A 16,889-nucleotide genomic window follows, 5' to 3' on the forward strand; every position below is an offset into this window, starting at 1 on the left:
TTGGTCTCTGATTATTTTTGCCGTGTGAATAACAGCAATCATAACGAGATAGTGGCGCAATTTTGTGTTTATATTGCATCTTAAATGGAATTTGAAGCAATAAAATTTATATTTTTGCTTTTTTTCATATAAATATTGTGTTGTGTAGTTAATAGATAACAGAGTGCATATGATTGAGATTCATAACCGCTGCCGCATTAAAAGCTGTGAGCAAGATAGTGACGTATCTCAAAAATTTTAACCTTTGTAGTTTCGATCATAATTCTTTTTGTTACATTACTAACAATATTGATATCGATAGTATTTACCAGGCGTGTTACTGATACGCAGGCAAGACCTGGATTGGACAGTTTATTTTGAACTGCCCAATCCAGGTCTTTTTTTTACTTTAAAAAGGATAAATAATGAATTACGAGAATATAGCAAAGTCCATTTTAGAGTGTGTGGGTGGAAAAGATAATATATCCAATGCTTTACACTGTTCAACCCGAATCCGATTAGAACTTCATAATGCATCTGATGCAAATTTAGAAAAAATTAAAGAAATTCATGGTGTTATGGGGGCTGTAAATAGTGGTGGCCAATGTCAGGTGATTATTGGCAATGATGTGAGCTTTGTTTTTAATAAATTAACCACCTTGATTGGTCATGGTCATCGTGAAGACATTGAAACTGAAAAAGCAGCGACTGAAAAATTAGATTTGTCTCTGAAAGGATTGTTTGACAAATTTGCCGCGCTTGTGACGGGTATATTTCAGCCAATTATTCCTGCGATTGCTGCCTCGGGTATGCTAAAAGCATTACTCTTACTCTCTGTTTCTATGGGGCTAACTACAAAAACAAGTCAGTTTTATTTGGTGACCAGCTTTATTGCCGATGCGGCCTTTTATTTTCTTCCGTTGCTTTTGGCTTTTTCCTGTGCTCAGAAGTTTAAAACTAATCCTTTTGTTTCGGTTGCTTTAGCCGGTGTACTAGTTCATCCGAAACTTATTGCATTAATGGGGTCCGGAACACCGATTGAATATATTGGTATGAATATCCCTTCTGTTTCTTATGCCTCTTCTGTATTGCCAATTATATTCACAATTTGGTTGATGTCATATATTGAACCTCTTGCTGATAAAGTATCTCCAGGTGCGGTGAAAATATTTATGAAGCCTCTATTAGTTTTGGTTATTGTCGCACCTATCGCCTTGATTATATTAGGGCCAATGGGGACTTATATGGGACAAGGCTTATCCAGTGGTGTTTTTTGGATACAAAGCAAAGTTGGTTGGTTAGCAGTTGCACTGTTATCTATTTTTATGCCATTAATTGTTATGTTTGGTATGCATAAGGTTTTTTACCCAATTATATTTGCTGCAATGGCATCTCCGGGATATGAGACATTAATTCATAGTGCTATGTTATCCTCAAATATGGCTCAAGGTGCAGGCGCATTGGCTGTCTGGTATCTTACTAAGGATGTTCAATTAAAACAAAATGCATTGCCTTCAGGGATTTCAGCGCTATTTGGTATCACTGAGCCTGCCTTGTATGGCGTTCATTTAAAGTTAAAACGCTCGTTGCTTGGTTGTATGGTTGGTGCCGGTTGTGCGGGGATCTATGCCGGTGTCGTCACACTCAAAGCATATGCTCCCGTTGGCCCCGGATTAGCTTCATTACCAATGTGGATTGGTGAAGGTGATAATTTCTATCATGCACTGATTACGCTTGCCATTTCTGTAATTGTTACGCCAATTGCTGTATATTTTATTGGTGTAGATAGCCCTGTGGAAAATAAACAGTAAATTTATTAATGATTTGGTAAATTAAAATATGATAAGAGTCAGTGAGTTTATCCGTGAGATTATATTATATATTGGTGGGATACATAATGTCCTTGGGGTAAACCACTGCTCAACTCGATTGAGATTTGATATTAATGATCTAGAAAAAGTGAATATAAATGCACTCAATAGAATTCCTAAAGTTGTTGAGGCATTTTACAGAGCAGGACAAGTTCAAATTATTATAGGAGATGATGTTAGTATTATATATAAAGAATTATTGAGAACTTATGAAATCCCTGTTAAATGTCAATCAAGATTGATATTTAATCATAGTGACTCCTCATTAAAAGGAACTTTAAATAAATTGATGTCCACGCTGGTTGGTATATTCCAACCTATTGTCCCTGCGATCATTGGTGCAGGTATGATTAAGGCTGGTTTGTTGCTCTTTGTTAGTCTTGATTTTATAGATAAATCGAGTGATATCTATCAATTATTAAGTTTGATTTCTGACTCCATATATTATTTTCTACCGATACTACTTGCATTATCGTGCTCATATAAGTTTAACACAAATTCATTTTTATCTATCTCAATTGCAGGTGTTTTAGTTCATCCTGAACTTTTAAAGGTGTTGTTGAATAACAATATTATACAGATAGCTGGAATAGATATATCTTCTACACAATATGCATCATCGATTATTCCTATCATACTCACAATTTGGTTGATGTCTTATATTGAACGATTTTGTGATCATGTGATACCAAGTATGGTTGCAATATTTTTAAAACCAGTCGTTATTTTAATTATTATTGTGCCAATCTCACTGACTATTTTAGGTCCTATTGGTAATTATATCGGAGATATGCTATCCAATTTCACGGTTTTTGTTCAGAGAGAATTTGGCTGGTTTGCGAATGCTCTTCTTGCTGCTTGTATGCCATTTTTTGTCATGTTTGGCATTCACAAAATATTCTATCCTATTGTGATATCAGCAATGGCTAAAACAGGGTATGATACATTGGTTCTTACCGCGATGTTAGCATCTAATGTTGCTCAGGGGGCTGGTGCTTTAACGGTTTGGTTATTCACACAGAGAAAGTCGATCAAGCAAATCGCATTACCTGCGGGGATAGCGTCGTTATTTGGTATTACCGAAGTTGCATTATATAGTGTCCACTTAAAAATTAGACAAGCATTTATTTGTTGTATGATTGGTGCTGCAACTTCCGGCTTGCTTGCCGGTATGTTCGGACTTAAAGCTTACGCAAATTTAGCCCCCGGATTAGTCACTTTACCTATGTTTATTGATGATGGATTAAATTTCCAATATTCTTTGATAGTCATATTTACTTCTATTTTGGTTACATCTGCCTCTATATATTTATGGAATTTGAAAACTGGATTCCTTTCTGCGGTCAATGAATCTGATGAGACAAGTAACATTGATGATATTACAGACAGGGAAGAGCATGATAATAAAATAAAAAATTCCAATAAACTAGCAGATCGGACCGTTATCTTTTCACCGATGTTTGGTGAGTTACGTCTATTAGATGAAATAAATAACGAAGATTTGAGAAACGGTAAAGGGGTTGCCATATTTCCCACTCAAGGCATTATCAGAGCACCATTTGATGGCGTTATCACCTCAAAATCTGAAAGTAATCATTCAATAAGTTTAACTTCAATAGAAGGTGTTGAGTTACTGATATGTGTCGGTGTGAATCAACGCCAAACGAATTCAGATTTATTTTCCTCATATATTGATGTGGGAGATTATGTAGAGCTTGGTGATAAACTGATTGAATTTGATATTGAGAAAATGATCAAACATAATATGGATATTCTAAGTGTGGTAATTGTTACCAATTCGTCCGACTATGTTGATGTTATTTCAAATATAGAAACAAATAGCATAAAACCAAGTAAGCCTTTGCTTACAATATTATAATTATATGGTGATATGAATATGAAAATTATAAAAGTTTTAAACATAAGTGTTGTTCTTGTAAAAAGAGATGACAATCAAGAAGTTATTGTATTTGGAAAAGGCATTGGCTTCAAAAGCAAGCCGGGTGATCGAGTTAATCCGGACGATATTGAAAAAACATACATACTGGAAAGTGAATCCGTAACATTAGATGTGATTGACTTACTGAGAGATATCCCCGGAGAGTTCCTGTCTTTGGTGAGTGAAATTGTTGAACATTCTGAATCAGTGTTAAAAGTATCCTTATACGAGCATATTTATGTTTCACTTATTGATCACTTATATTTCGCAGCTAAAAGATTAGAAAAAAATATGCCTATCTCTAATCGAATGCATTGGGAAATACAAAAGCTATATCCTATTGAATATAGCTTAGGCAAACATGCATTAATACTTGCTAAGCAATATTTAGATGTCGATTTTCCTGAAGAAGAGGCATCTAATATCGCATTCCATCTGATTAACGCACAGCAGATTGATCAAAATATGAATCAGGTGATGTTGCTAGCAAGCATTGTGAAGAATATTTTAAATATTGTCAAAATGACATTTGATGTTGAATTTGATACGTTTTCAGTAAACTATTCTCGCTTTGTCAATCATTTGCAGTTTTTTGCTCAAAGACTAGTGGGCGATAAAATGTTGAAGAGCGATGATGATGAGTTTTTAATGAGTGCAATACATAAGTACAATGAAGAATATGAGTGTGCATTATCGATTAGTGATTATGTTAAAGCTCGATTTGAGCGCTCAATTCCAAATGAAGAACTTTTGTATTTAATTATTCATATTAATCGAGTAATTGTAAGAGATAAATAAGGAGCTAAAATGTCCGAAGTGATGAGAAATTTCCCAAACGAATTTTTGTGGGGAGGTGCAATAGCCGCTAATCAGGTCGAAGGAGCTTGGAATATTGATGGTAAGGGAATATCAACGGCAGATATAGCAACTTATAAAAAAAATCTATCAAAGGGTGACTACGCAAAACATAATGCTGTTGATGAACAGCAAATTAAAGATGCAATGGCATCTGTATCAACAGATGAATACCCGAAACGTAGAGGGATTGATTTCTATCATAGATATAAAGATGATGTTGCCTTGATGGGGCAGTTGGGAATTAAAGCGTTACGTTTTTCAATTGCATGGACTCGAATTTATCCTCATGGTGATGAGACGCAGCCAAATGAAGCAGGTCTAGCATATTATGATCGTTTAATTGATGCGTTAATTGAACAGAATATTACGCCTGTAGTCACTTTATCTCATTATGAAATGCCAATGCATTTAGTGAATAAATATGGTGGATGGTCTTCTCGTCAGGTTGTCGGTTTTTTTGAACGCTTATGTGTGACTTTATTTGAACGCTACAAAGAAAAAGTTAAATATTGGATCACATTTAATGAAATTGATAGTATTGTCCGCCATCCATTCAGTAGTGGTGGTATTATTCCACATCGCTTTGAGAATGTAGAGCAAGCAGTTTATGATGGCCTCCACCATCAATTTATTGCAAGTGCTATTGCGGTTAAACATTGTAAAGAAATTATACCTGATGCACAGATCGGCTGTATGTTAACAAGCCTGCTCACTTATCCGCATACTTGTAATCCTGATGATGTGTTCGCAGCACATTGGAATAATCAATTTAATTATTTCTTTACTGATGTTCAAGTAAGGGGCGCTTATCCTAAATATATTCAACGCTATTTTAATGATAAAGGAATAGAAATAAAACTAGAAGAGGGGGATGAAGCTTTACTCTATAATAATACTGTAGATTTCATTTCTTTTAGTTATTACAACTCTTTCGTGACAAGTGCGGATAGTGAGGGTTTGGAAACCGTCAGTGGTAACACGATGGGTGGAATAAAGAACCCATACTTGCCTGTATCTGAATGGGGCTGGCAAATTGATCCGCTTGGTTTGAGAATCGCACTCAATAATTTATATTCGCGTTACCAGAAACCACTCTTTATTGTGGAAAATGGACTGGGTGCATATGACAAAGTTGAAGATGATGGCTCGATTATCGATGACTATCGAATTCAATATTTACGGGCTCATATAGAACAGATGCACGAAGCGATTTTAGACGGTGTTGAACTCATGGGATATACATTGTGGGGGATCATTGACTTGATTAGTTATTCTTCGTCAGAGATGGAGAAGCGATATGGTTTAATTTACGTAGATCAGGATAATGATGGTAATGGGACTTTAGAAAGGAAAGTGAAAAAAAGTTTCTCATGGTATAAAAATGTCATTGAAGATAATGGCTTATAATTAAGCTGTAGTGCAAGAAGAATGATGAACACCTTACCTGAGTCATATCAATCCGATTTTTCCCCCAAGGTGTTCATCGTTCAGCCGCAGACATTCACTCAGTGGCTATATTGTGCCAATAAACGTTTCAATGCATCCGGGTCTTGCTGTGCAAGCTTATCCAAAGCATCTTTTGCAGTGTTTCTTATATTCTCCTGATGCGTTTTTTTCACCGTTTCAACTTTATCCAAAAGTTTAGTCAGTTCTGCAACCTCTTTGCTTTTACTATTCTTACTTAACTCAAGAACCACCTTGGCTAGCAAACCTAGCTGAGTACCGTAACTTGCAACATGACTCACGATCTCTTTTTCTATCGCTTGATTGCCGGCAAAATTCAGTTCGATTTGGGGGGATAAAAAGTTATTCCGGGCGTTAATCTCTTGTTCAACCGCGCCGCTTAACGGTAAGTAGATGTCTTTTAACCAAAATGTAAACCATGGATTCATATCTTTCACCTTAATCAATGTGATGTACTGATATGACAATAGTTCACTTTGCGATGGTATGTGTTTGATTGAATATAATAAGTGTGATTTTCTACGTTCATCACGCAGTATGATGGTGATGACATCAATCCCTTTGCCGCATGCTGGCATCAATTTCCAGTTGCCAGTAGCCGACGGAAATGTGTCGGTTAAACTTGAAGCCGATATCGTGGAACTCACCGACCTGATTAAACCCCAAAGATTCATGTAACCGAACACTGGGTCGGTTCGGCAGGGCAATCACACCCATTATGTTTTTAATCCCCTGCTGTTTCAGGCGCTCGATAAGTTTGCGATATAATGTCAGTCCGAAGCCCTTTCCTACAGCCGTGGGTGATAAGTAAATAGTCGATTCTACGGTAAATCTGTATGCAGAACGGACATGCCAAGGGCTGGCATAAGCATACCCAATCACTTCATGATCAACTTCTAACACCAGACATGGGAACCCTGTGTCCAAGATCTTTTGCAGCCGTGCGCCCATTTGATCGACTGATAAGGGCTGCTCTTCAAAGGTGATGGTTGTATCCCGGATAAAATGATTGTAAATCGCGGTGATCGCCGCAGCGTCATTTAAATGTGCGTTTCTGATATTCATGCGTCCTCCCTGACACTAAAAATCTGATTATGACCCGACCCATTTACTAATGCCAATCGCTTCCATAATAAATTCGACAGACAACGCAGCCAGTATCATCCCCATCACTCGGGTCAGCAGAGACGCCCCGCCAATACCAATGATTCTGATAATTTTGCCCGAGAAAATCAGTAAAAACAGTGTCGCAGCTAAAACCGTCAACATCGTCAGCGATGTAACGACCTGCTCCTGAATCGTATAAATATTGTTATCTGTAATCAGAATGACGGCCAGAATGGCTCCGGGAGATGCTGTCGCAGGAATCGCGAGCGGAAACACGGCAATATCATGCAGCGGCTCTTGTGTTTCGTTTTGATTCCCATTGGAAAATATCATCTGGAGTCCGAACAAGAACAAAATGACGCCGCCAGCAACCTGAAATGAGATAAGGCTGATTCCCATCGCGCCAAGCAGTAACTGTCCGAGAACAATTGCACCGGTCAAAATGAGCGCGGCATAAAAAATAGTCTTATATGCCGTTTTTCTGCGCTCGGCGGCAGATAGCTTGGGTGTCATAGCCGCAAACAGCGCCATGGTACCAATTGGGTCAACCGTTGCCCAAATCACTAGAAAATCGTGTATTACCTTGTCTATCACTGGCTTTGTAGTCCTTATTTCATAATCAATGAGATGAATTTTCCTCTTGCGAGGGGCTGTCACGGAAGTGACGGATCATTTGTGTCGGAGGCATCGTGGCATCGACTAGAATAATGGTGATTATCCTAAATCTTATGCGCAGAGATGGAAGTCTATGAGCCCTAAATATGACGAAAAATTAACGATCAATGCAATCTTTATTTTGTTAGTTTCTATTGCTGAAAGTGAAATACCGGTTTTAGCCCCCCACACCTTATAGGGCCACTTCTCGCACAGGTCACAGGGGGGAATTATTCTCATCGTTTCAATGCGCTGATTCAGTATAGTCTTCTATGCTTAGGCTGACTGATGTTATCAATGAAATATGCGGTGAATATGACACTTCAAAGATTAAAAAAGTGAGAAAGCAATCATGAAAAGAATCGTCCAATCGGTATGTTTATCATGCGCGATGATGCTGAGTATCGCAGCCTGTCAGGCTAACCCTCAATCTTATCCATCACATGGCCTCACTTGGTGGTCTGTACCTCTCGGGCTGAGTTGGATGTGGCAGCTTCAGGATTATGAGAATTTTAAGATTGACCCAGAAATTGATGTTTATGATATTGACCTGTTTGAAGGAAGTGAAGGCAGCGCGCAGAGCTTGATTCACAGACTGAAATCAGCCAATAAAAAGGTCATTTGTTATTTCAGTGCCGGAACGCGAGAGGATTGGCGCAGTGATGCCGGTGATTTTAGCGACAGCGCAGTGATTGCCGACGGAGATATGGACGACTGGCCGGGAGAAGTCTGGCTCAATATTGCCAATCGGGATGTGCTTGAAAACAATATTAAGCCGATCATGGCAAAGCGGCTCGATTTGGCAGCGGCAAGCGGTTGTGACGCTGTGGAGCCGGATAACGTCGATGCTTATGCGAATACGGATGAAACGCACGGTATCATCAGCGCCGATGACCAGCTGAGATACAACCGTTGGTTAAGTGACGCCGCCCATCAGCGAGGCCTTGCTATCGGGCTCAAGAATGATTTGCAGCAGCTTGATGCGTTAGTTGATCACTTTGATTTTGCGGTCAACGAACAATGTTATGCCTATGGGATTGAATGCGTTGACTATCAAGGAACGTTTCTCGCCAAAGGTAAACCGGTCTTTAACCAAGAATACTATACCAACGGTCGGGAAGGCGAAATTGACAAAAGCACGTTCATCTCTTCAGCATGTCGGTATTTTCAGAGTGTCGGTATTTCGTCGTTGTGGAAGACGGGATATGCGTTAGATGGGGTTGGGGTGCGGTCTTGTGTGCATTAAGCATGGCTGTTGTGTTTTCAACCTCTGGCTTCGGAAATATGGCGCACAATTACGTTTTGCGGTTTCAGAGGCATTGGTGCTCTGTGTGCCTGTTACTCTTGCAGAGATGCAAGCGTAACCAGAAGATCTTTTTTCTTTGCCTAGCCTCCGGCATCGAAATTTGACGCACAATCAGCGTCAGTGATTTCAGGAGCATCGGTGCTCAGTGCGCCAGTTCATCTTTCAGAGATGAAAGACGAACCAGAAAATCTTTTTTGTTGGGCTTGGTCGTGCGCTTTCCAGAACCAGCTTTTACGGGCGTCCTGCCCGGAAAAGCCTAACCATTCATCCTTGAATGGTTTTCTTCGTTTAGTGGTTGATTTGAGTTGGGTGAAATCTCTTTAAGGCGAAGCCAACTTGATCGATGCTCTCAGGGTGAAAAATCATGGACGATTTTTCAGGATTGCCTGAGCAGGATGCGAATCAATCCGACCCTGATTACGCGCGCTGAACTTAAACCTAGGCATTTTGGGGTACTTTTTCTGCTGTGAAAAAGTACCTGGGGCGCTTTCGGAGATGGCAATGAGATCGAAGAAAGTCATTGCGTCCCAAACCAGCAGCCTATCATTATTACCTTTCCAGCCTTTGGCTCCCAAATTTGACGCACAATTGCGTTCCTCAATTTCAGGAGCATCGGTGCTCAGTGCGCCAGTCACTCTTGCAAAGATGCAAGCGTAACCAGAAGATCTTTTTTGTTTGGCTTGGGTGATCGCTTGCCAGAATCAGCTTTTACGGGCGTCCTGCCCGGAAAAGCCTAACCATTCTTCCTTGAATGGTTTTCTTCGTTTGGTGGTTGATTTGAGTTGGGTGAAACATTCTTAAAAAGTCAATTTGGTCACTGAACTCAGGGGGAAAATTCAAGGATGAATTTTCAGGATTGCTTGAGCAGGATGCGAATCAATCCGCCCCTGGTGACGTGCGCTGAACCCAAAAAGATGCTTTTGGTTCCTTTTGACATCCATCAAAAGGAACTGGGGCGCTTTCGGAGATGGCAATGAGATCGGAGAAAGTCATTGCGTCCCAAACCAGCAGCCTATCATTATTACCTTTCCAGCCTTTGGCTCCCAAATTTGACGCACAATTGCGTTCCTCAATTTCAGGAGCATCGGTGCTCAGTGCGCCAGTCACTCTTGCAAAGATGCAAGCGTAACCAGAAGATCTTTTTTGTTTGGCTTGGGTGATCGCTTGCCAGAATCAGCTTTTACGGGCGTCCTGCCCGGAAAAGCCTAACCATTCTTCCTTGAATGGTTTTCTTCGTTTGGTGGTTGATTTGAGTTGGGTGAAACATAGCAAAAGCTAGAAAAGCTACCTATATCAAAAAATGTCATGTTTGTGTCAATTTTTTCTGGCGATTTTCTGTAACCTATTCAATGCTATGTAGAGTGTTTAGATGCTTAATTTCGAACAAATAGGGCTTATCCGAGATGTGCATGGCGGGTGGGAACGCTAGTCAATTATTTGTGAGCAAATTAGACAGCATTGTGCTGTGGTTTCTGACGTAGTGATGTTTTTACCGAAATTTTGTCTTTCTTTTCATATGATTAGGGCAGAAGTTTCATTGGTTGGCGGTAAGTTATACAGAAGCATTCCTATAGAGTGGTTCTGTATAATGAACTGTTATGTCATCCGAGGACTGGGTAATTATTCAACTATCGATCTCTGCGAAGACGGTATCCAGACATAGTCACGTATCGGGCTGTCGCTGAAAAAGTGCGTCGACGGATATGAGGAAGACGCGAAGGGAATAAAAGTGTGGATAAAAATAGATTGAAAACTCATGCAATTTTACATTTCGATGAGTCTGGCTTTACCGGTAATAATCTATTACATAAGCAACAGAAAATATTTTGTTATGCATCATTAGAATGCCCTCATGATGAAGCACAAGATTTCGTTGAGCACATCATTCGTAAGTACAAAATTCAAAACGGCGAAATTAAGGGTGGTAAATTATTAAAAGGGCTTCGCGGAAAGCGAGCTGTTGATGAAATAATTCAAAATTTTAAAGGCCGATTCAAAGTTTCAGTTTCCGATAAAAAGTACGCGTTAGCGGGTAAGTTTTTTGAGTATATATTTGAGCCTGCAATCGCGAACGTCAATTCAATATTTTATAACATTAACTTTCATCGCTTCATTAGCAACATACTTCATGTTGAACTATCTGTCAGAGGAGCAATGGCTGAAGAAATATTTGAAGATTTCGAAAAACTGATGAGGACGGGAGATTTTGAAGGGTTAAAGGCGCTTTTTTCAACTTCAAAAGATGAAGGTATATCTCCAGTTTTAGAGCAAATTTGTGATTTTGCCATACACAATAAAGATTCCGTGGTGCAAGAGTTAGATGGTTATGCTGGTGAAGGTGCAGGGAAATGGGTTCTAGATTTGACTAACACCGCTTTATTCAGCCTCTTAGCTGAATGGGGGCAGGAATATGATCAATTAACTGCTTACTGTGACCAATCTAAGCCATTGAGCGAAGAACAAGAAATATTCAATGTCATGATTAATCGAGAGGATAAAAAATTCACGCATGTTGCAGGGATTGACTCACCCATAACATTCAACTTAAAAGAGCCGCTTAATTTAGTTGACTCTAAGATCATTCATGGAGTTCAGCTTGCTGACGCAATAGCAGGTGCATTCGCCTATGCTTGCGATAGGGAAAATCAAGACGAGTACGCCGAAAAATGGCGAGCTATGATTGAGGAGCATGTAATTTTCGGTAGTGTTTTTCCTGACTATGATCATCTGGATTTGAATAAGCTAGAGGTTCAAAGAAATGCGGTTTTGCTGCAAGAACTGGCAGACCGTAGTAAAAATGGCATCAGTCTAACCAAAGATATTGCTGAATATATTCAATTCATCACTATAGCGCTAAGAGAAACTCCGCTTGAACTACAGACATAACAAAGCGCTGCTGCCGGACAAATTTTACGCTGCGCTCCAAGTTTTCCGTAGAGCGCGGCGTTATGCCTTAGAGAGAGTTATGGACATTAAAATAATTGTGGCGATAATTGGGCTAACTGGAGTAGGGGCAAGCGCCTTGTTTCAGTATTATCTTGGGCGCCAAAATGAGAAGCCTAAAAAGGCTATTGATATTCGAGCACAAGCTTACCTTGACTTGGTCAATATAGTTGCTGAAATTACGTTTTCCGTGAAGCATGAAGAGAAACGAAATTTAGAGCAACTACAACAGTTCACACGAGCTAACTCCAGAGTGGTTCTCATAGGTAGTAATGAGGTTGTAAACGGGTTGCATCATGTTTAGTGTAACCCAAAATTCTGAAAATCCCCTTCGCTTCGACGTTTACGAAGAGTTTACGGATAAAGTGGCTTTTGAACAACATCAGAAAAGAGTCAAAGCATCTCATTGGGGTAAAGTGACCGTCAACGTAGAACGTCACTATGAAATTTTGGAGTAAACGCATAACAAGATAATTGGACTCCCGCTCTAATGACCGACTAACCTTTTTAGGCAAATCAAAACTTTGGGAGAACAACATGGGTACTATGACCATTGGTGTTGACCTGGCCACTAAGGCTATCCAAGTATACGTTTATTCGAACTCAAATATAGCTTTGAATTGAATCGCATTTTCCTCAGTAAAACGCATAAATCAGGAGGTGATGGTATTCTTTGTCTGCGCCTTCTTTTATGCTAACGTTATTCATCCACAACGAGTCTCAATGCAGCGATTATGAAAACCTCCCTCGACCATCTGCCGGAATATAAACAGCATGAGCTGGCCACGATTTCAACCATTCTGCGTGATACGTTAGAAGATTACCTGGAAGGTAAAACGGGCAGTAAGAGTGAGTTTCGTATTCTGAAAATCATCTTGTTCGGCAGCCATGCCAAAGGCAGTTGGGTTAAGGATCCGGTCAACGGTTATATCAGTGATTACGATATTCTGGTGATTGTGAACAAGGCCGCTTTGGTAGAGGACGATGTGGTCTGGCAGCGTGCTGAGGAGCAAATTGATCGCAAAGTAAAATCCGCGCCGTTGGGTTTGATTGTCCACGATTTACAGGAAGTGAATGAACGCTTGCAACAGGGGCATTATTTCTTTAAGGATATCCGCGAAGAGGGGATCGAACTGTTTGCTGCGACGCCGAAACCGTTGGTTATGCCGGGCGATTTGAGTGAATCTGAGCTGCGGGAAATTGCTCGCAAACACTATGAGCAGTGGTCTTATTCAGCATTTCGCTTTTTTCGTAATTATGAATTCTCTATTTCCGAGGATGATTTGATTCACGCAGCCTTTATGTTACACCAAGTCACGGAACGTTATTTAGCCTGTACTCTACTCGTCTGTACTAATTACCTACCCAAATCCCACAATATTGAAAAACTGGGCAAACTCTGTTCGCAAATCGACCCTGAGTTTGCAACGATTTTTCCGATGGATAATAAATTCCACCGTCGTAGTTTTCGGCGATTGCAACGCGCTTATATTGATGCCCGTTATTCGGAGCACTACGAAATTACCGCAGAAGAATTGAATTATCTGGAGACAGAAGTCCGACGTTTACAGGCGCTGGCGGAGCGGGTTTGTTTAGCGCGGATTGATTCTGCCTAACTATTCTCCCTTGAAGGGTTTTCTTGGGTGAGTGGTTGATTTGAGTTGGGTGAAACTCTGAATCAATAAAACTAAATTGATCGATGATCTCAGGGTAAAATTCATGGATGAATTTTAAGCTTTTCGTGAGCAGGAGCGAATAAAAGCGCCCCTGATTACGAGCGCTGAACTTAAACCTAGGCCTTTTGGGGTACTTTTTCGGCCTTGAAAAAGTATCTGGGGCGCTTTCGAAGAAAGTCATTGCGTCCCAAACTCAGCAGCATCCTTTTACTTTTCCAGCCTTCGGCGTTGCAGTTTGACGCACAATTGCGTTCCTCAATTTCAGAGGCATTGGTGTTCTGTGCGCCAGTTCATCTTTCAGAGATGAAAGACGAACCAGAAAATCTTTTTTGTTTGGCTTGGTCGCACGTTGTCCAGAACCAGCTTTTACGGGCGTCCTGCCCGGAAAAGCCTAACCATTCTTCCATGAATGGTTTTCTTTGATTAGTGGTTGATTTGCGTGGTGTGAAACATTCTTAAAAAGTTAATTTGGTCACTGAACTCAGGGTGAAAAATCATGGACGATTTTTCAGGATTGCTTGAGCAGGATGCGAATCAATCCGACCCTGATTACGCGCGCTGAACTTAAACCTAGGCCTTTTGGGGTACTTTTTCGGCCTTGAAAAAGTACCTGGGGCGCGTTCGGAGATGTCGATGAAATCGAAGAAAGTTATTGCGTCCCAAACACCTGCATCACAAGTTTTATCTTCCTAGCCTCCGGCTCCCAAATTTGACGCACAATTGTGTTCCTCAATTTCAGAGGCATTGGTGCTCTGTGCGCCAGTTACTCTTGCCAAGATGCAAGCGTAACCAGAAGATCTTTTTTTGTTTGGCTTGATCAAACGCTTTCCAGAACCAGCTTTTACGGGCGTCCTGCCCGGAAAAGCCTAACCATTCTTCCTTGAATGGTTTTCTTTGTTGAGTGGTTAGTTTGAGTTGGGTGAAATCTTTTTAAAAAGCCAACTTGATCGATGCTCTCAGGGTAAAATTCATGGATGAATTTTAAGCTTTTCGTGAGCAGGAGCGAATAAAAGCGTCCCTGATTAGGTGCGCTGAACTCAAAAAAGATGCTTTTGGTTACTTTTGCATCCATCAAAAGTAACTGGGGCGCTTTCGGAGATGCTAATGAAATTGCGGAGTCTGATTGCGCACCAAACTAACAGATTTACTATTGAACACACCAAACCACAATTTAATCACCTCAACCGAGCCTCCCTGTTACCCCCATTCCAAAAATAACCACTCCCCATCAAAACCCCAAATTTAAACATGTTTTACAAATCCATTTGAGTATAATTGTGAATTCATATGAAAATAACTTTATCAATAAGCATCCATCGATAAAAACAATCACGGCTCAGTCAATAACGTCAATGAACTATCAAACCACTCAAATCTATAATCTGATGCGTTATGAATTTGCTCAAGTTGAAGGGGATTTTGCCTCTTTAAGTGAGTCAGAGATGAAATCTGTCATGCCTGCCGGAATGCGCTTTGCTGATTTTCTTGAACAACTTCACTACGGTCATCAAGTGTTACTCACTGATGTGCCATCGGTTCCGTTGCTGATCCGGGATCGGGATGAATGGGGCAATCAATATTGGCGAGTCAATCCCGGGGTTGAGCCTCATCTCGATTCATTAGCCTTCAAGGCTTATACCGCCAGAGTTGAACTGGTCAATCATGGCATCGGTTCATCTTATTCCGGCAGCGTTAACGCTTCTGTTTCTACCGAGCCTTATGTCGAGCGTGAACCTGTGAAACTCACTTTAGCAGAGCGTCTGAACAAGCAGCGTCAGGAGCGGTTACGGGAGCTGGATAAAATCCCACTGCCTTCATCCGCATGGCAGAACGTATTTAACAAACCGCCCGTCAAACCCTCCCGTTTCGCCAAATCTGCACTGGTGCCGAGCGGTACGTGTGACATCGGTACACAAAGAGAGTCGCTTTCTGCGCTGGGGGATTATGCAGCTTATACACTGGCCGTCGGGCAGGGGGTAAGTGCAGCATCTGGAGAAGCCTTTTTAACGCGTATTGGTGGTGCAGCATTGGCTGAACTGCCGGGAATGGCGATGAAAATTATCGGACGAGCTGGCATTCTGGCTGCATTTGTGCCGAACAAATTAGCGGACAGTACGCTCTATAGTGCAGCCGATATGCTCAATAAAGATATGGTTGAAACCAATATTCGCTTGGGTTTCAATGCGGAAGGGCGGATTTACGGCTATCACGTCAATGGGGCGAATATTCCTAAGCGTGAGGTAAAACGGGTTGGTGAGCGGTTTGCTGTTGAGTTAGAGCCGGATGTCATCATTGAATGGGTGCCGATCAGCGGTGATTTTGGCGGTAAACCGATCCTTGTCAATCCTATCCCGGAGATGGAAAAGTTCGATATCTGGATTCATCCACAAGCGGAGCAAGGGCGAGAATTTGATAACACCTACATCACGCCAATTGCTGATGCGGATCTGCAAGACTATATTCTGACCTTTCCGGCAGAGACTGGGTTACCGCCGTTGTATGTAGTGTATAGTGAAGATGCTTATTCAGCAGGATTTAAAACAACGCTTTCACCCGATTCATATCCCGGGGTCTCACGGGCTAGACATTTTCAAGAAGCCAATGAAAATTTATTGCAACAAATGGAGAAAGATCCCGAATTTGCAGAAAAAATGAGATCATTAGGCATTCACTTGGAGAGAACACCAACAGGATTAGCGCCACGTAGACCGCCCGACGGCTGGACTTGGCATCATGAAATCGGGGAAGGGGAAATGATTTTGGTTCCTCGTTCTCAGCATACAATAGGGAGTGAAGAATGGAATGTTCTTCATCCAAAGAATAAAGGGGGTTACGCAATATGGGGAAAATGAGATGACATTGAATGAAATCATACAAAATATCGATGCCTTTGATTCTGAACATACAATATACATTGATAGAGACTGGAATTCGGACTCAGAAGCCATTGTTTGTAATGAGCCTAGTGATGGGCAAGCGCCAGAGGGATATGAATATTTTTTAGAAGTTTTTCTGGTGCAAGAGATTATGAAGGATTTAGGGACATCATCGGTTGATAGAATTATTGCATACGCTCAGAATGATGCTTAAAA

General features: G+C 40.8%; 13 protein-coding genes and 1 pseudogene. 11 read left to right on the forward strand and 3 right to left on the reverse strand.

Annotated features, from left to right (window positions below):
* Nucleotides 1-404 precede the first annotated feature (404 nt).
* From VR7878_RS15630 to VR7878_RS15645, 4 genes are read left to right on the forward strand one after another with little or no spacing between them, the layout of a single operon-like run.
* Nucleotides 405-1,790: a PTS transporter subunit EIIC gene (locus VR7878_RS15630; RefSeq protein WP_077336978.1), complete on the forward strand. Its 1,386-nt coding sequence runs from the start codon at nt 405-407 to the stop codon at nt 1,788-1,790.
* A gap of 28 nt (nt 1,791-1,818) precedes the next feature.
* Entirely contained in the window at nt 1,819-3,729 is a 1,911-nt protein-coding gene (locus VR7878_RS15635) for a PTS transporter subunit EIIC (RefSeq protein WP_077336979.1), read from the forward strand.
* An 18-nt stretch (nt 3,730-3,747) separates the two neighbouring features.
* A complete protein-coding gene (licT, locus tag VR7878_RS15640; RefSeq protein WP_077336980.1) occupies nt 3,748-4,587 on the forward strand; it encodes a BglG family transcription antiterminator LicT in 840 nt (279 codons plus the stop codon).
* A 9-nt stretch (nt 4,588-4,596) separates the two neighbouring features.
* Nucleotides 4,597-6,054 (forward strand): glycoside hydrolase family 1 protein, encoded by a 1,458-nt coding sequence (locus VR7878_RS15645; protein ID WP_077336981.1) that lies wholly within the window; start codon nt 4,597-4,599, stop codon nt 6,052-6,054.
* A 98-nt stretch (nt 6,055-6,152) separates the two neighbouring features.
* Here the strand turns inward: VR7878_RS15645 and VR7878_RS15650 are convergent, their stop codons facing one another.
* From VR7878_RS15650 to VR7878_RS15660, 3 genes are all read right to left on the reverse strand, one after another.
* Complete coding sequence (locus VR7878_RS15650; RefSeq protein WP_139344117.1) at nt 6,153-6,539, reverse strand: hypothetical protein; 387 nt, start codon at nt 6,537-6,539, stop codon at nt 6,153-6,155.
* A gap of 124 nt (nt 6,540-6,663) precedes the next feature.
* The gene (locus tag VR7878_RS15655; RefSeq protein ID WP_077336983.1) at nt 6,664-7,176 is read right to left on the reverse strand and encodes a GNAT family N-acetyltransferase; all 513 of its coding nucleotides are present in this window, start codon (nt 7,174-7,176) and stop codon (nt 6,664-6,666) included.
* 27 nt (nt 7,177-7,203) lie between these two features.
* Nucleotides 7,204-7,812, reverse strand: coding sequence for a MarC family protein (locus VR7878_RS15660; protein WP_038180289.1), 609 nt, complete (start codon nt 7,810-7,812; stop codon nt 7,204-7,206).
* A 412-nt stretch (nt 7,813-8,224) separates the two neighbouring features.
* On the opposite strand from VR7878_RS15660, the gene VR7878_RS15665 reads away from it, so the two are divergent.
* The 7 genes and pseudogenes from VR7878_RS15665 (at nt 8,225) to VR7878_RS15705 (ending at nt 16,887) form a co-directional block, all read left to right on the forward strand.
* On the forward strand, nt 8,225-9,118 hold the full coding sequence (locus VR7878_RS15665; RefSeq protein WP_077336984.1) for an endo alpha-1,4 polygalactosaminidase: 894 nt from the start codon (nt 8,225-8,227) through the stop codon (nt 9,116-9,118).
* A 1,791-nt stretch (nt 9,119-10,909) separates the two neighbouring features.
* Nucleotides 10,910-12,064: a DUF3800 domain-containing protein gene (locus tag VR7878_RS15680; protein ID WP_205409475.1), complete on the forward strand. Its 1,155-nt coding sequence runs from the start codon at nt 10,910-10,912 to the stop codon at nt 12,062-12,064.
* Nucleotides 12,065-12,143: 79 nt separating this feature from the next.
* Nucleotides 12,144-12,425: a hypothetical protein gene (locus VR7878_RS21105; RefSeq protein ID WP_159440482.1), complete on the forward strand. Its 282-nt coding sequence runs from the start codon at nt 12,144-12,146 to the stop codon at nt 12,423-12,425.
* A pseudogene (locus VR7878_RS15690) lies at nt 12,409-12,579 on the forward strand (putative quinol monooxygenase); the annotation flags it as partial. The gene VR7878_RS21105 and the pseudogene VR7878_RS15690, both read left to right, overlap by 17 nt.
* A 276-nt stretch (nt 12,580-12,855) precedes the next feature.
* Nucleotides 12,856-13,737 (forward strand): HEPN domain-containing protein, encoded by an 882-nt coding sequence (locus tag VR7878_RS15695; protein WP_077336988.1) that lies wholly within the window; start codon nt 12,856-12,858, stop codon nt 13,735-13,737.
* Nucleotides 13,738-15,149: 1,412 nt separating this feature from the next.
* Complete coding sequence (locus VR7878_RS21410) at nt 15,150-16,649, forward strand: S-type pyocin domain-containing protein (RefSeq protein ID WP_077336989.1); 1,500 nt, start codon at nt 15,150-15,152, stop codon at nt 16,647-16,649.
* A 1-nt stretch (nt 16,650) separates the two neighbouring features.
* The gene (locus VR7878_RS15705) at nt 16,651-16,887 is read left to right on the forward strand and encodes a hypothetical protein (RefSeq protein ID WP_077336990.1); all 237 of its coding nucleotides are present in this window, start codon (nt 16,651-16,653) and stop codon (nt 16,885-16,887) included.
* Nucleotides 16,888-16,889: the final 2 nt, after the last annotated feature.

The sequence above is a fragment of the Vibrio ruber DSM 16370 genome (genome assembly GCF_900163965.1).
GTDB classification, from domain to species: domain Bacteria; phylum Pseudomonadota; class Gammaproteobacteria; order Enterobacterales; family Vibrionaceae; genus Vibrio; species Vibrio ruber.

Coding starts and splice junctions, on each gene's coding strand:
- VR7878_RS15630 (WP_077336978.1), top strand. CDS start 405: ATGAATTACGAGAATATAGCAAAGTCCATTTTAGAGTGTGTGGGTGGA.
- VR7878_RS15635 (WP_077336979.1), top strand. CDS start 1,819: ATGATAAGAGTCAGTGAGTTTATCCGTGAGATTATATTATATATTGGT.
- licT (WP_077336980.1), top strand. CDS start 3,748: ATGAAAATTATAAAAGTTTTAAACATAAGTGTTGTTCTTGTAAAAAGA.
- VR7878_RS15645 (WP_077336981.1), top strand. CDS start 4,597: ATGTCCGAAGTGATGAGAAATTTCCCAAACGAATTTTTGTGGGGAGGT.
- VR7878_RS15650 (WP_139344117.1), bottom strand. CDS start 6,539: ATGAATCCATGGTTTACATTTTGGTTAAAAGACATCTACTTACCGTTA.
- VR7878_RS15655 (WP_077336983.1), bottom strand. CDS start 7,176: ATGAATATCAGAAACGCACATTTAAATGACGCTGCGGCGATCACCGCG.
- VR7878_RS15665 (WP_077336984.1), top strand. CDS start 8,225: ATGAAAAGAATCGTCCAATCGGTATGTTTATCATGCGCGATGATGCTG.
- VR7878_RS21105 (WP_159440482.1), top strand. CDS start 12,144: ATGGACATTAAAATAATTGTGGCGATAATTGGGCTAACTGGAGTAGGG.
- VR7878_RS15695 (WP_077336988.1), top strand. CDS start 12,856: ATGAAAACCTCCCTCGACCATCTGCCGGAATATAAACAGCATGAGCTG.
- VR7878_RS21410 (WP_077336989.1), top strand. CDS start 15,150: ATGAACTATCAAACCACTCAAATCTATAATCTGATGCGTTATGAATTT.
- VR7878_RS15705 (WP_077336990.1), top strand. CDS start 16,651: ATGACATTGAATGAAATCATACAAAATATCGATGCCTTTGATTCTGAA.